Origin of the sequence: Niabella insulisoli (assembly GCF_039652435.2) — a bacterium.
Taxonomy (GTDB): Bacteria; Bacteroidota; Bacteroidia; order Chitinophagales; family Chitinophagaceae; genus Niabella; species Niabella insulamsoli.
The window spans coordinates 328,156-343,695 of record NZ_CP190246.1 but is presented as its reverse complement, the minus strand read 5'-3'; the positions used below and the strand labels follow the sequence as shown (position 1 = coordinate 343,695).

Here is a 15,540-nt window from a genome sequence, read left to right as displayed (position 1 = left end):
AATTTTATGAAGACAATGAAAAAATATGTGGGAGGCGGTTACGAATTGAAAAAGAACCGAAGATGGAGTGCGCTAAAAGTATTACGGGTGGTTTCCCTGGCGTTTGTAGTCGTCGCGGGGAGCTGCGCTATAAAAACGCGAAGCTCTTCTGAAAAAAATAAAACGCAGGTTCAAAAACCAAATATCATTTTGTTTTTTGTGGATGACCTGGGTTGGTCAGACCTCGGATTTAGAAACCCAAGATTTGAATCACCGAATATCGATTTTTTATCAGCAAGAGGCATCAATTTCGAGCAGGCCTATATCGCCAGCCCCACCTGCAGCCCCAGCAGGGCCACCTTGCAAACGGGGCTGCATCCTGCGCGCCTTAAAATGGTGCGTCATATTCCCGGGGGCGCAAAAAACGGGTTCGACAATTACGGGCGCACCAATAACCCTTATAATTTTTTAGAAACCGACCCCGCTCATGTGCCGAGCGCCAATTGGTTGCCGCTTCAATATACCACCTATGCCGAAGCGTTGAAGGAGCTGGGGTATTACAACAGTTTTATAGGGAAATGGCACTTGGGACATGAGGGATTTTATCCGGTAAACCAGGGATACGACGAGCAATACGGCGTTTCAAACTTTGGGCATCCCCACGCCTATTATCCCCCTTATTTTATGCCTTCCACAGACAGCAGCCTGCTTCATGTAAAGGGCAAATATCTCACAGATCTACTCACCGATAAGGCCGTTTCATTTATAAACAATTATAAAAAAGATGCGCCTTTTATGCTCACCTGCTCTTACTATGCGGTACACACCCCTCACGAAGGCAGACGGGATTTGGTTGCACATTTTGAAAAGAAGGGTTTAGAAGGGAAAAGAGCCCACCATGCGGCAATGGTAAAAGCAACGGACGAATCGGTTGGCCGCATTCTTGAAGCCATCAATAAAAAGGGCATCAACGATAATACGATTATTATTTTCCTTTCGGACCAGGGCGGCTTTTTTGAGAACAAGCCTTTTAGAGGCGGAAAATTAAATGGAGAAGCATTGTATGAGGGAGGAGCCAGGGTGCCTTTTTTCTTCTATTGGCCCGGCGTAACACGAGAAAATACACTATCGAATACACTCGTTCAATCAACAGATCTATTCCCGACGCTGGTAGAAATTGCAGGGGGCCAAGCCGGTAAATATGCTCCTTTGGATGGCGTTTCCCTGGTTCCTCACATCAAAAGCGGACAACCTATTCAGCGAGAAGCAATTTTTGGCTACAGGGCTTATGAAGATTTATATGCCTCTGTGCGCTCAGGAGCGTGGAAATTACTGGCGTTCAGGAGCGGAAAAACTGAACTATACAACATCAAAAATGATAGGGAGGAATCGGACAATGTTGCAGCAAAAAACCCCCACATTCTCGGACAGCTAAAATCCAGGTTAATAACCTGGGAGCAGGCAATGGGAGTGTCGGAATATTCAGGATTTAGATAAACTATTCGAAAGTTAAAAGATAAAAAGTCTTAAATCATTATATCATATCAACGGCGCTTATAACCGTAACTGAAGGTAAAAGCCCCAATGCAAAAAATTAAAGTATACAAATGAAGCATTTATTATTACTGCTGGTTTTCTTTCTCACGCAAATTGCCGGCATACAGGCGCAAAACAGCCAACAAAAGCCCAATATTATTTTAGTAATGGCGGATCAATGGCGACGACAGGCGCTTGGTTTTACTAATGAAGACGCAGTGTTGACGCCCGAATTGGACGCCTACTCAAAAGAAGCCGCCTTTTTTAAAAACGCGGTGGCCAATACGCCTATTTGCACACCCAGCAGGGCCACCATGTTTACCGGGCAATACAATATTACAAATGGCGTTTTTGGCAACCACGTGAGGTTATCAACCAATTCAATAACCTTAGGCGATATCACTAAAGATCAGGGATACCATACCGCCTATATTGGAAAATATCATTTAGATGGCAAATCTGAAGGGTATGTGCCCCGCTCGAGAAGACATGGTTTTGACTATTGGATACTCTCCAGTCATCACAGACCCTTCGACCAAAACTACTATATTCAAGATGCCCGGCAACCCGTTACCATACCCGGCTGGGAACCAGACTATATGACTGGTAAAGCTATTGAATATATCGACTCGGTAGCAGATATTGACCAGAACCCTTTCTGCATGGTATTATCCTTTGGCCCTCCACATACCGGCGGCGGCCCGGGTTTTGAAGACAGGTACCAGCCCGACAAATTTATTGGCAATTCCAACAAACATAAAATGGGATATGGCTATGCAGCACCCAAAAAATACGAAGCGCTTTATCCCACTCCCGAAAAAATGAAAAGAAGGCCCAACGTAGCGCCGGTAGGAAAATTTGGCGCCGAATCCTGGCCGGTGCTCCCCGGTTATTTTGGCGCTATCACATCGATTGATGAAAACTTTGGAAAGCTGATCCGTTTTCTAAAGAAAAAAGGCATTTTCGAAAACACGATTATCGTTTTTACCGCAGACCACGGGGAAATGCTGGGTTCCCACGGCAGGATGACGAAGGGCATTTGGAACGAAGAGTCTATTGGCGTACCGATGATGCTTTCTTATCCTGGCAAAATAAAACCGGATACTTATAAAAATCCCATGGCGACTATTGATATTTTGCCTACGGTACTGGGCCTCGCCGGCCTGCCGGCGCCCGCCCACATTGAAGGGTTTAATTATGAAAATGTATTAACCGGAAAAAATGGACAAGCGGCGCCTGAATATGCCTACTGCTCCTTTGACCAGGGCGCGCCGGATTCCAAAGACCGGTCGTGGCGCGCGATTTACAACGACCAATACACATATATTATTGCAAAACCAAATGAGTACAAGCGCGACAAGGTAAGGAAAGAAGGCTTCTTACTTTACGATAAAAGGAAGGATCCGTATGAAATGCAACCCATTTACAAAGGCATGGGATATGACGCTGTCATCGACGACCTGCATGCGAAACTGGTAGCGCACTTAACTAAACTCAACGATCCTTTTCTCACGCTGCAATGGAAGACGGATAGCTCTCCGAAATACACATGGTTTGACGCAAAAGACAAAAAATCATCAACCCCAAAATAGATTTTAAAACACTGATGGTTTGAATCAGGCAACTCCTGCCCCACTATATATTAATTCAGATTCAGGCCTATCATATCGACATTAATAAAATGAACTTGCTTTATTTAAAAACAATTCAGGTAGTAACCATGCTACTGATAGGGCTTCCTGTGCTTTGCCAACCGCTCTATCTTAAAAATTATTTGAAAAATAATGAAAAAGATGCAACACCGGCGGTATATCAAATGATACAGGATGCCAGAAAATTAAAAAACCCGGTATTACATATTGAAGAAGGCACTTATCATTTTTATCCCGATAAAGCTTTTTCCAAGTACTGTTATGTTACCAACCATGACAACTCCGTTAAAGCCATCGCTTTCCCCTTAATCGCATTTAAGAATTTAGAAGTGAGGGGTGATCATGCGTCGCTGATCTTCCACGGATTGATGATGCCTTTTGATATCGAACGATCAGAAAACATCAAAGTATCGGGCGTTTCTGTTGATTGGGAGCTGCCGTTACACAGCGAGGCGTTAATTGTCGCCAGCAACCCAAAAGCGGGAACTTTCGACCTGGAAATTTCAGAAGACTTCCCTTATGTCATCCAAAACAACAACCTTATTTTTATAAAAGAAGGGTACCGCCACGACCTGGACAGGTCGATACTGTTTGATCCCAAAAGAAAAGCGGTTGCTTATAATACCAATTTGTACACGCCCCTTGAGTACCAAAAAGAGAAAAAAATACAATTCCCTGAAAAGTTAAACCTTCCTTATGCAGATGACTTTTATTCCCTTTACGATAACTTTTCGGTAAAGGTGCAAAACCTAAAATTTACTGAGTTAAAGAAAGGGCTGGTGCGGGTTTCAGGACCGCTAAAGCATGTTCCGCCCGTTGGAATGGTGCTCGTGTGCAAAGGCCAAAATTCTTTTAACAGGCTGGCCAATGCATTTCATATTACCCATAGCAAAAACGTATTGTTAGCGCATATTAATATATATCACGCCGGAGGGATGGGCATTGTGGGGGAACGAAGCGAAAATATTTCCTTAGAAACGGTAAACATAACAACCAACCCTGACAGGCCCTCGAGGATGGTTTCTACTACCGCCGACGCTACGCATTTTGCCAATTGCCGGGGCCTTATCAAAATCAATAATTGCACTTTCGAGCAAATGTTAGATGATGGAACAAATGTTCACGGGTCTTATGTTAAAGCTGCGGAAAAGCTGGCAGCTAACAAGCTTGCCGTAATCGTAGGCCATTATCAACAGGGAGGGTTCACGTTTGCCGAAAAAGGAGACCGCATAGGTTTTGTCGACTCCAGGGCTTCCGCAAACCCGGCATTTTTTAATATCGTGAAGCAGGTGGAAGCGGTAAATCAGCGTTACTACATTATTACATTCGAAGACAAACTTGACGACCGGATCACCAAAGATTTTGTATTAGAAAATACAGACTGGTACCCTGAATTAGAGATTACAAACAGCCGGTTTAGGAACAACCGCGCGCGCGGGGCTCTACTGTCCACGCCGCTTCGCACCATCATCCGAAATAATTATTTCAGCAATATGATGTCGGCTATCCTGATGCCGGTGGAACTGTCTTACTGGTACGAAGCCGGCCACGCCCAGAACGTTTTAATAGAAAACAACAGTTTCGGAGATTCGTTTTATGGCGGGAAAAACAATAAGCATAGTGGCGTTATAGCCATCCACACTTCCTTAGACAAGAACGATTATATTTTTGGGAAAATTATTATCCGAAATAACTTGTTCAATAATTTCGACAATCAAATTTTAGAAGCCAACGGTGTCAACCATCTTGAATTCTACAACAATACAATTAAAGATTCCAAATCGTTTGCGCCGTTACATCCCGAAAAACCGGTGATCGATGTAAATCATATCAACTTTCTTAAAATACAAAACAACACCTGGCGCGGCAAAAATTTACCAGCAGATCAAATTGTCAAAGAAAGGATAGCGGCAGATCAAGCCCCTTAAAAACAAGGCCCCTTTTTAACGCATTAGGTCACATTTCTTTTCTTGGCCACCATACTGATGTATTCTGATGCTGTTTTTCCGTTGATTTTTTTAAACAGGTTGTTGAAATGCGAATAACTTAATATGCCGGTTGCGTACATCGCCTCCTGTACCCTGTCGCATCCTTCGTCAAACATTGTTGTCGCGTGCTTTATTTTGATGGTGTTTATTAAACTGGAAGTGGTATGACCGGTCAGTGATTTTACTTTCCGATGCAGCTGCATCCGGCTGAAACCCATATCCTGCGCAAGGCTTTCTACATTGTAGCCGTCTTCGCTCATTTTCTCAACAATAACATCGGTGAGTTGCTTGATGAAGGTTTGATCGTAGGAGGTGTAATGGTCTTCTATCTGAACAGAAATATGATGATCCATAATCTGCTGTCGCATTTGCTTCCGCGTAGCCAGTATATTTTCTATCTTAAGCAGTATAAGGCCCGTATCAAATGGTTTTGCAATATAATCCCAGGCGCCTGCCTGCAAACCCTGTCTTTGATGTTCCGTAGCCGTCTTTGCCGTTATCATCAAAACCGGGATATGCGAAGTTTTGTTGTTATTATGAATGCTGCTACACATGCTAACCCCATCCATTAAGGGCATCATCACATCCGAAATAATAATGTCCGGAATGTATTCGAGGGCTAACGCCAATCCCTCCTCACCATTGGCCGCTTCCAAAACTTTATACTTCGCTTCCAGGCTGCTTTTTAAATAAATGCGCAGGTCATGGTCGTCTTCCACAACAAGGATTTGCTCTTTCGATACATATGGATCCGTATGCTTTTCTTCCGAATAGGCAGTGGGTATCCATTCTTTTGTAGCAGGGCGTTCTTCCTGTTTTATCGAAGGAGTGGCCGCCGCTTCCAAAACCGGGATAGCTACCAAAAACTCCGCGCCCCCATAGGCGCTCTCCTTCACTTCAATACTGCCGTGGTGCGCTTTCACTAATGTTGCGGTGAGATTAAGCCCAATGCCTGACGCTGTTGGGGCATCACCGTGAAAAAAGCGGTCAAATATTTTATCCCGATCTGCGGGCGGAATGCCTTTCCCGCTATCTCTTATCGCTATGGCAAGTGCCGTGTTATTGTTCAGTGGCGGCAGCACTTCAATTTCTACCACGCCGCCCTTGGGCGTATGTTTAAATGCGTTCGATAAAAGATTGTAAAGCGCTTTTTCGAGTATATCCCTGTCAAAACAAAGAAGCAGCTCTTCCGGGGCAATTATTTTAAAATCTATTCCCTCATTTTTCACCTGCCAGTGGAACGACTTTGCAACCTCTTTAATTACCGCTGCCACATCGCTTTTCGACGGTTTTAAAATGTTGACTTCCGAATTTATTTTTGTAAAATCTAATAATTGATTTGTCAGGAGCAGCATTCTTTTTGTGTTGCGCTGAACGATGTTGAGGTTGAATTTTTTTTGATCTTCGGAAATATTGTGATGCAGGATATCCTGCAACGGGCCCGCAATCAGGGAAAGCGGCGTTTTAAATTCATGCGCCACATCCGTAAAAAACCTCAGCTTAAATTCATTGACCTCATGTTCTTTTTTATGATTCATCTGCTCTACTTCCATTTGATATTTTAGCTTTTGCCGGTTGTTCCAGGAAAAATACAGAAAGTACAAAATCGCGAAGGAAATCAAAGCATATACAATATATGCCGCCGGGCTTTGCCAAATGGGTGCCGTGATAGTGAAGTCTATCGTTTTAGCATCATTGTTCCATACTCCGTCTTCATTGGCCACTTCAACGTAAAATGAATACCTGCCAAAGGGAAGGTTGGAGAAGGCCGCAAAATTTTGCTTTCCATTGGTGTAAGTCCATTCGTCGTCATAGCCCACCAATTTATACCGGAACCTGTGTTGTGAAGTAACGGCATAGTTGGAACCTCCAAACTCAATCATAAAATTATTTTGTTTGTAGGAAAGCGTTACTGATTTTGCTTCGTTTATATTTTGATCCAGGATAACATTGTCAAAATATACCTGGTGCGGCGATACGCTTTGATTGTGCACCCGGAAATCGCTGATAAAAACCCCTATCGCGGCCGGCGCTTTTTGAATTTCATCGTAGTTGAAATAGTTAATGCCGTCGATACTTCCGAAAAACAATTTTCCATCTGCAGATTGCGCCACAGCCTCATTCAGGGAGCTGGATATAAGGCCATCCTTTACGGTATAATTTCTGGACAGCTCTTTCGCAGGGTCGTAACAGATCAGCCCTTGCGAATTACTGAGCCACAGCTTTTCATGTCGATCCTCAATAATCCCCATTATTTTTTTGTTGGCCACGCCCTCGGCGCTCACTGAAACAAAAGCAGGGGCATTTTTACTTTTTTTAAGCAGCCCCATATCGGTTCCCACCCACAGATTGCCCTTTTTATCTTTTGCAAATGCCCATATACTATTGTTGTGAATGTAGAAATGCCCGGTTTCGGATGTACTATATCTTTCAACAGCTTTCACCCTGCCCTCGCTCGAAAATTTTACACTGTATAGCCCGACTGCCACCGTACCGACCCACAGGCAATTTTCGGCGTTGTCAAATAAAAGGCTAAACACTCTTTTTCTTTTCAGCAACCGCCCGGCTTTACTAATATCCTCAATCCAATCCATTTTTTCGCCGTCCTTAATGAGCAATCCCGAAGCGGTTCCCAGATACAATTTATCGCTTCCATCGGTTCCTAAAGAAGTAACTACTAAGTTGTCCAGCCTTCTGCCCGTTGACGTAACGAGGTTTACAGGAGTAAACTTCAAACTGCTTTCCTTGCCCGAAAACAATCCGTTTGAAGTGGCAACATACACCTGGTTATTCATCGTCTCAAAAGCCAGTGGATGGGCGGCCTCGGGCATATTTAAGTGAGCAATTTTTTCCGTATGCATGTCGTAGGTATAGCCCCCCCCCGTGCCTCACGCCAAAATACACTTTTTGATCTTTTACCATTAGGCTTCTTATAGGAATGGGCGTATGCGCTTTCGTAATGCTGGAAAGGTCGATCGCGCTGAAAGGCTTTGCCGAGAGGTTTGCATAACAGACTCCTTTTCTGTTAGCGGCCCAAAGCAAATCGTTTTCGTCACAAAAAAGATACAGAACGGAGTTGGTGAGCAGCGTATTCTTCCTGGTGATGTCCGACTTAAAATTTTGAGTAACCGATAAAGTCTGCGGGTTTATTTGATAGAGGCCATGGTTGATCGTTCCTGCCCACAAATCTCCTTTTTTTGAGAAGCATAACGACCGGAATTGAACGCCGTTTCCTACTTTAATTTCCTGAATCACGGCTTTACTGTTTAAGTCCAGCTTTTGAATGCCATCCGGTTGAGCCGCCCAAAGTTGTCCGAACTTATCAAAAGCGATCGTGTTATAATGCCGCCCTTCGGTTCCCTTAAAATAGGCAACCGCTCCTTTGGTATAGAGCGCCACGCCGCTATTTGTAGCTAAGACCAATCTTCCGTCAGCCGCCAACGCAAGGTCATTGACAAATTTAATGTTTGGAGCGGTGGGTATCTCCACCGCCTTTTTCGGGTCATGGGGTGCAATGCTTAACAAACCGGAAGATGTGGCTAAGATGATATTGCCCTGCTTATCTTCAACAATGGAATTAATCCGATTATGCCCCGGTGGAATGGCAACACGAAAAAACGCTTCATCCACAAGAGAATAATAAGCAACGCCATAGCCGTCGGTACCCACCCAAATTCTCTTTTGAGCGTCTTCAAAAAGAGATTTAATACGATTGCCCGGCAAACTGTTCACATCGCCGGTTTTACTAAAATAATTTTTTATCCGGTGGCCATCAAAGCGATTCAAGCCATCGTAGGTTCCTATCCAGATAAAACCATAGCTATCTTTTATAATGCAACTTACATCGTGTTGCGACAATCCTTCGTCGACAGTTAGGGTATTAAATTTTATATCGTTGGCCCTCGTCTCAGCAATTCCTAAAAAAAGGGAAAAAAGAATAAAAGCTACACTCTTCATAATCTTCGCATTAGCAGAATTGGCACGCATGTCGTAAATATAATAAAATATGACAAGTTGGGCTGCCATAGTAAATGGATGAAGAGATCCGTCGAGGATGAATCAATCTGAATAGCCAGGTTAGCTTTTTTTGGAAGATCCCGGGTGAGGGATTATTAAAAGACAGGTAATAGATTATTTACTTTTTGTAAATAGTAACCGTGTCGCCCTCAACGCGATACGCCAGATCATGTAAGCGGCTAATTAAATTCAACACGAATTGTAAATCATCGCTTTCCAGGAATACGCCGGTAAATAATTTATCGTCGATGCCCGACGATTTGTCGTACTGAACCGATACGCCAAATTTTTTTTCTACAGCGCCAAAAACTTCCCGCAATGACTGGTTTTTAAAAACCAGCTTTCCCGCCTGGGTGGGCAGCGCCTTTTCAACCGCCTTGAGAGGCGCTGCTCTTTGGCTGTCTTTTGTATCCCGCGCCGGAACTGCCGCGCGCTTTAATGTATAATTACCAAATTGTTTGCTATCAACAAGTATCCGGTCGCCGGGATGAAGCAACACCGGGGCAGCATCGCTTTTAGGATGTTGCGGCCCCACTTTCACGACGCCTTCCTTTAGCAATACCGAAACCTGCTTCCCCTCTGAAACTGACACAACAAACTCAGTGCCCAACGCCGTTGTGGCAATGCCCGAAGCATACACCGTAAAAGGCCGTGCGGCGTCTTTGGCTACCTTGAAACGCGCCTTCCCTTCCAGGTGCAGCACGCGCCGGTCCTTTTCAAACGCAGGCAAATACGCGAGCCTGCTGTTGGGATAGAGCGTAATCACAGAACAATCCGAAAGGCTCAGTTGCATCGCCCCGTCTGTTGTGTTGGTTACCTGTTCAGCAACTGGCGCCGGCTGTGAAAGTGAAACACCGCCGATCTGCTTTTCATCTGCGCGGCCGCTCAACAATGCAATGCCCAACCAGCTTACAAATGCCAGCACAACCGCCGCCGCCAGATAGCGCAGTATTTTTTTAGTTGTTGAGAAACTTTTATCGCGCCTGTAGCGCTGCCTTACCTGCTCCAACATCCGGTCGCTTATATCGGGATTTAGATGTGGCCCTCCATCGCTCACCCATTCCTGCAACGGAGCATACCGCTCCAGCTCCTCGGGATGCGCTTCCAAAAAACGGGCTACGGCTTCGGCTTCCCGGGCCGTACACTCATTTTTAAAGAATCGTTCGATCAAGTCTCTGCCTGGCTTCATGGATCACGGGGTATTGTTGCGATAATTTTTTTGAACAGTTGTTGTTTTTGGCTTTATTCCGTGATGATGACGTCTGCCAAAACCGGCAGATGATCCAAATCGTTGAGCTTGGTATAAGGCGCATCCACCTTCATTATTTTAATATTACCGCTGGTAATGATATTATCGATATGCCGGTTGGGGCCATCTTTCATACGATCGAGCAAAACACCGCCGGCGGCAGTCACAAACCAGCCCTGGTGGCCGCCGTTGGCGATATTAAACCCGGCCTCCGGAAATTTTAGTATTTCTTCGTCGGTGGCGTTCATATCCCCGAAGCAAATAAAATACTTAAATTTTTTCAATTGAGCCGTCAGTGCGTCGAGCGCAGCCGCATGCCCCTTGGCCTGCCAGGGAATATGCGTTGAAATAACCTGCACCGTTTTATCGCCGATTTTCAAATCGCCGATCAAGGCGTAGTAGTCCTGGAACCAATACTGTTGCCGAAGGCCGGTCAACTGGTAATTCGTGGCAATCCCATTGTAGATCCACGCGTGCTCATCGCCGAAATAAATATGATTATAAAAAGGCTTCAGCAGTTCGTCGGCGGCCTTGTAAGTACTGTCCTGATCAAAGAAACGGTTCCACTCCTGAACGGCAAGAATATCGAGGCTTTGAGCGCCGATCCAATGCTTCCAGTTCAACAATTCCTGTTTGATATACTTCCCCGTCACTCCCTTGTCGTTGGGATACTGCGCCTTTCCTCTCACTTCCAGCCCCCCTTTCATACCCTGGTTGAAATGGCCGACATTATAAGTGCCCACGCGCAGCTTCACAGGCGCATTGGTTTGCGCGGCCGCAATGCCGGCAATCCATACAGCTAAACCTAATATTAATCCGTTCTTCATCGCTTTTCTTTTCACCATTGAAATTTATTTTTATTTGCGGCTACCTGTTTGGTGCGCATGCAAGAATGACTGATACAAGCTTTCATAGCAGGGCTCAAACTCGCTTACGTCTTTATATTTTGATTCATACATAAAAGGGCCTTTGTATTTCACTGCATGGAGCGCCACAAAAATGGCCACCCAGTCGTTATGGCCTTCCCCGCTACATGGAAAGAAATGATTCTCGGCCTTGTCTGTGCCGTCTGCCACATGAATAGTTTTCAGCCGGCTGCCCATTGCATAAATCAAAGATGCGGGATACTTCGCATGGTTGAGATCGATGGCTGCGTAAATATCCGCGGGCAATTGGTTCATGATATCAACCGTTTCTTCTACTGTTCGCAACAACGGGCGTTCACGATCGGCATCCCTCAATAATTCGGGGCCAAACATATTTTCAATAACCATGGTAGCGCCAATTGCTTTTACGGCTTTGTTCAGTTCGGTCGCCGACAGCACCAGTTGATTTTTGCGCCGCTCCCGTTCATTCAGTCCGAGAAAAAAACTCGGGTGGAACAGGATAACCTGCGGCTGTAGAAGCGAACAAAAGGCGATCACTTTTTTATGCAACTCCAGCACGCGCCGGCGCTCTGCATCGTCGGTCAGCGACAGGTCAATCTTGGGCCCAAACGGCATATGAATGGACCATACCCGGATACCAGCCTCATCGGCGGCGGCCTTCGCCGCTTTTACAGCGCTGATGATTTCGGCATCGGATATTTTAAAATTCCGGTCGGCGTCGATAAAAGCATTGATGCTGGTTTCGATGTAGTCGATCCCATTGGCTTTCGCCTTTGTTAATATTTCCGGTGTTATTTTTTGGACCGGTATCGAAAAGCCCAGCTGCAGTTTTTGCGGCCGCTGCGCTGCGGCAGCGATCGAAAATACCAGGCCACAAATGATCAGGAGTAAGCAGGAAAAATAATATTTAACCATTGGATGATCGGGTAGAAATTATTTAAGAATAGGTATTAATGCCGGTTGGATCACCTGAAGCATCCGGTCGAAGCCGATATCATTGGGATGCGTGCCATCGGTCGTCCCTTCATGATCGCCGCCTAACAGCTGATCACCCGGTATAAGATGAAGATTAGAAACACCTTCTTTCAGCAAACTTTGATAAACCTTCAGGGCATTGTCATTTTGGCTTTTCACATATGCCCGCGACACCAGGTCGAAATTGCCCCGTTCCCGGACAACGCTTTGTATCATAATGATAGGCGCCTGCGGATGTTTGGCGCGGATCGCTTTTACCATATAGGCTGTCCGCGCTGCGATCTGTTCCGGGCTGGGATTGGCAAAGCAATCCATGATAAACGCTTCGGCATCTATGCTTGCCACCATATCGGCAACCTCCTTTTCCATCTTGCCGCTTCCGCTCAAACCCAGGTTGATAAACTGAATCCCCATGGCTCTTGAAAGCCGCGCCGGGTAGGCCATTCCGGGCCTGCTGGCCGAGGCGCCCTGTGTAATGCTCGAACCATAAATAACCACCCGCCTGGCCGCAAAAGGGTCGCTCCCTGAGGAGAGGTTATAACCCTCCTCAACGCCGATTGAAAGGCTTTTGATAGCATCGTAGAGTGGCAAATAGAGCAAGCATTCTTTCTCGCCGGGTTCCATGTCTTTTACCAGCTCAAATTCATTGCAAACGCCTTTTGGCCGGCCCACGCCAGCAAACTGCCATTTACCTTCCTTTTTAATATAGAGGTCGAGGCCCTTGCTGGCAATTGCGGCCATATTATTGCCGGAAGGTTTATCGCTGCCGACACACCATTTGGCAGCAATACGCGGGCTATTGGTTTTGAAACTGATCGTCAGCCCCGCGCTGTGCGTCAGCAGGTTTTTAATGCCCGCAGAAAAGTTGCGATGCAAGCCGGTATCGATGCGATGATAGCTCTTCAAAGGAAAAGCCTGGCCCATCAGCTTTAACGCAGCCGCATCGGTAAAGACCAGCGCATTTTTTTTAGCGTTTTGCGCAGATATTAAAATACTACAACAACAAGCTATCCATAAAATCGATAATTTTTGCATCATATCAAGCATTTATACATTGAGGGTTCCGAGCCGTCCGCAGCGAATGGTGTTTACAATATAAGCATTTATGGCCGCGGTTGATTCACCACGAGCGAATCTTTCAGATTCGTTCCCAGTAAATCGGCATAACTCAGGTAAATTTTTGCCGATCGGCTTGCTGCACTTTCGTTTGCGGCGACATTAAAAAGCAACTTTCCCTCTACGACCTGCAACCCTGAAATCCAATCGCTGCCAGCGCTGTAGCTGTAAGCCGGGCTCAAGGCGTCGAGCGGTAAGGTAGTGGTAATCGCCGTTTGAATATTGCCGCCAAGGGCAGGCGCGTTGACCGAAGCCGCCGTAATCGTCAGCCTTGGCACAATCAGCCCGCGCTGACCCAACCGAAGGGTATCTGTTTTATCCCCCGCTTTAAAATACAGTGTTGTAGCGCGCGGGTAATCGGAGAGATTATCGTTTACGGCAACAATTGCGTAAGCCGTTCCGCTGCCCGCGTTTTGCTGTAAGGTCAGCCAGGAAGCATTTTCAGGATGCTCCACCGTCCAGCTATGATCTGAATACACCACAATTTTGGTCGTATCGGCAGGCGCATTGAGGATGATAAACCTCGAATCCAGCGCGAGGTCTGTGTTAAATACGGTATCTTCTTTTTTACAGCTGATCAGCCACAGGGCCAGAAAAGCCACACAAATTATACATCGGTTCATAGCCATGTTTTTATTGATTATAAGCTTCGTTGGTTAAGATGCCGCCCGAGCGCTCTACTTCCGATTGAGGGATGGGATAGTATTCGTGGTAGGGCCTTAAATTAGTTTTGATCATGTCCAGCTCGGCGGCCGACGTGGCGCTGACACGCGTAAAGAATTCGCCCCATCTAACCAGGTCCCACTTACGGCCATATTCTCCGTACAGTTCCCTTGCCCGCTCTTTTTTCATTTCCTCGCGGAAACCTTCTTTACCGGGATAGGCAGTTAAAGCAAAAGCGGGATTCACGCGCGCTTTTACTTCATTGATCGCCGACATAGCCGTCGCCGCGTCGTCTAATTCGTTGGCGGCTTCTGCGAGCATCAGCAAAGCATCCGCATAGCGAAATACTTTCTGGTTGTTGTTATCCTGCTGAAGGTTCATATTGAGACACCAGAATTTAGGGCCGGGCCAGGGTTTCCCGGTAAAATTGTTGGAGGCCGGCCGGTTGAACCAGGTACCGTTGTAGGTGTAGGCCAGCGTTGTATTTTTCCGCGGGTCTGCATCGGTGTACAATGACATGAGGTAGTCCGTCGGCGTAGCGGCAGTGAATGTCGTGGTGGTACTGCCCAGTTCCGTAATGGTGACGCCATCATAAACCGCCACACCCGTCGCCCGCGGCGGGGTCATTTGCGTGGCCACATTACTGATCTTCAGCGTGCCGGCATATTGCACTTCGAAGATTGATTCGGGACGGTTTTTATACCTGAACCAGGTGTCCGTTAACGGGTATTGAGACAGCGCGCCATAGATCGCTTTGAGGTGTTGCATGGCATCCACACAAACATTCCATTTTTTATTCCATAGCGCCAGTTTACCTATAAGCATGTACGCCAGCGGCGCACCTGACCGGTTGTCCGCAATTTCCGAACTTTTCTTTTGCGGCAGGCTGGGCACCCATTTTTGAAGGTCGGCGATCAGGCTGTCTCTTATCAAAGTCGCATTGACACGGCCCATCCTGGCCACTTCCGTCAGCGCGTCGAAGCTGGCGCTCGCGTCGCTGGTATAGTAAGGCACGTCGCCAAACATGCTGGTGAGGATATAATAATAAAGCGCTCTTAAGGTGACCGCTTCTGCGATCAGCGGCGGCTTTTTTTCGGCATCGATCCCCGTGGATTTCTGAATGCCGGCTAAAGTGGCATTGCAAATCATAATGCCGTTGTAGGCTGCCGTCCAAATACCATCGCTAACGCCCGGATTGGAAGGCGACATGCCAAACGACTGATCGACACCGCCATTGGTCAAATAAGAAAGATCGCTGGTATATTCGGTAGCCATCATCAGGTCGCCACGGTAAATATTATACAGACGGAGATAACAGGCGTTCACTGCCGAGAGAGCCTGGGCTTCGGTCTGGTAAAAGTTGTCGGCGCTGAGAAAGCTTTGCGGCTTTTCTTCCAAAAATTTTTCACAGCCACTTACGGCAAATACTACAACTGCCAAGGCAATAAGAACGTATATTTTTGTTGGTTTCATGCGTA

At 46.2% G+C, this 15,540-nt stretch carries 11 protein-coding genes; 3 read left to right on the top strand and 8 right to left on the bottom strand.

What is annotated here, in order from left to right:
- Positions 1 to 6: 6 nt before the first annotated feature.
- From ABDK00_RS01360 to ABDK00_RS01350, 3 genes are all read left to right on the top strand, one after another.
- Positions 7 to 1,476 (top strand): sulfatase, encoded by a 1,470-nt coding sequence (locus ABDK00_RS01360; RefSeq protein ID WP_346237711.1) that lies wholly within the window; start codon positions 7 to 9, stop codon positions 1,474 to 1,476.
- 110 nt (positions 1,477 to 1,586) lie between these two features.
- Positions 1,587 to 3,107, top strand: coding sequence for a sulfatase (locus ABDK00_RS01355; protein ID WP_346237710.1), 1,521 nt, complete (start codon positions 1,587 to 1,589; stop codon positions 3,105 to 3,107).
- Positions 3,108 to 3,196: 89 nt separating this feature from the next.
- On the top strand, positions 3,197 to 5,095 hold the full coding sequence (locus ABDK00_RS01350) for a right-handed parallel beta-helix repeat-containing protein (RefSeq protein WP_346237709.1): 1,899 nt from the start codon (positions 3,197 to 3,199) through the stop codon (positions 5,093 to 5,095).
- Between the two features lie 23 nt (positions 5,096 to 5,118).
- On the opposite strand, the gene ABDK00_RS01345 is transcribed toward ABDK00_RS01350, so the two are convergent.
- From ABDK00_RS01345 to ABDK00_RS01310, 8 genes are all read right to left on the bottom strand, one after another.
- The gene (locus ABDK00_RS01345) at positions 5,119 to 8,016 is read right to left on the bottom strand and encodes a hybrid sensor histidine kinase/response regulator transcription factor (protein ID WP_346237708.1); all 2,898 of its coding nucleotides are present in this window, start codon (positions 8,014 to 8,016) and stop codon (positions 5,119 to 5,121) included.
- On the bottom strand, positions 7,955 to 9,181 hold the full coding sequence (locus ABDK00_RS01340) for a ligand-binding sensor domain-containing protein (protein WP_346237707.1): 1,227 nt from the start codon (positions 9,179 to 9,181) through the stop codon (positions 7,955 to 7,957). The genes ABDK00_RS01345 and ABDK00_RS01340 overlap by 62 nt, the downstream gene beginning before the upstream one ends.
- Positions 9,182 to 9,290: 109 nt before the next feature.
- Positions 9,291 to 10,361, bottom strand: a complete 1,071-nt coding sequence (locus ABDK00_RS01335) for a FecR family protein (RefSeq protein ID WP_346237706.1) — start codon at positions 10,359 to 10,361, stop codon at positions 9,291 to 9,293.
- 53 nt (positions 10,362 to 10,414) lie between these two features.
- Positions 10,415 to 11,266: an endonuclease/exonuclease/phosphatase family protein gene (locus ABDK00_RS01330; RefSeq protein ID WP_346237705.1), complete on the bottom strand. Its 852-nt coding sequence runs from the start codon at positions 11,264 to 11,266 to the stop codon at positions 10,415 to 10,417.
- A 12-nt stretch (positions 11,267 to 11,278) separates the two neighbouring features.
- Positions 11,279 to 12,223: a sugar phosphate isomerase/epimerase family protein gene (locus ABDK00_RS01325; protein ID WP_346237704.1), complete on the bottom strand. Its 945-nt coding sequence runs from the start codon at positions 12,221 to 12,223 to the stop codon at positions 11,279 to 11,281.
- A gap of 18 nt (positions 12,224 to 12,241) precedes the next feature.
- Positions 12,242 to 13,321: an SGNH/GDSL hydrolase family protein gene (locus ABDK00_RS01320; RefSeq protein WP_346237703.1), complete on the bottom strand. Its 1,080-nt coding sequence runs from the start codon at positions 13,319 to 13,321 to the stop codon at positions 12,242 to 12,244.
- A gap of 65 nt (positions 13,322 to 13,386) precedes the next feature.
- Positions 13,387 to 14,022 carry a BACON domain-containing protein gene (locus tag ABDK00_RS01315; RefSeq protein WP_346237702.1) on the bottom strand — a complete coding sequence of 212 codons (636 nt, stop codon included), beginning with the start codon at positions 14,020 to 14,022 and terminating at the stop codon, positions 13,387 to 13,389.
- Positions 14,023 to 14,032: 10 nt separating this feature from the next.
- A complete protein-coding gene (locus ABDK00_RS01310) occupies positions 14,033 to 15,535 on the bottom strand; it encodes a RagB/SusD family nutrient uptake outer membrane protein (RefSeq protein WP_346237701.1) in 1,503 nt (500 codons plus the stop codon).
- Positions 15,536 to 15,540: the final 5 nt, after the last annotated feature.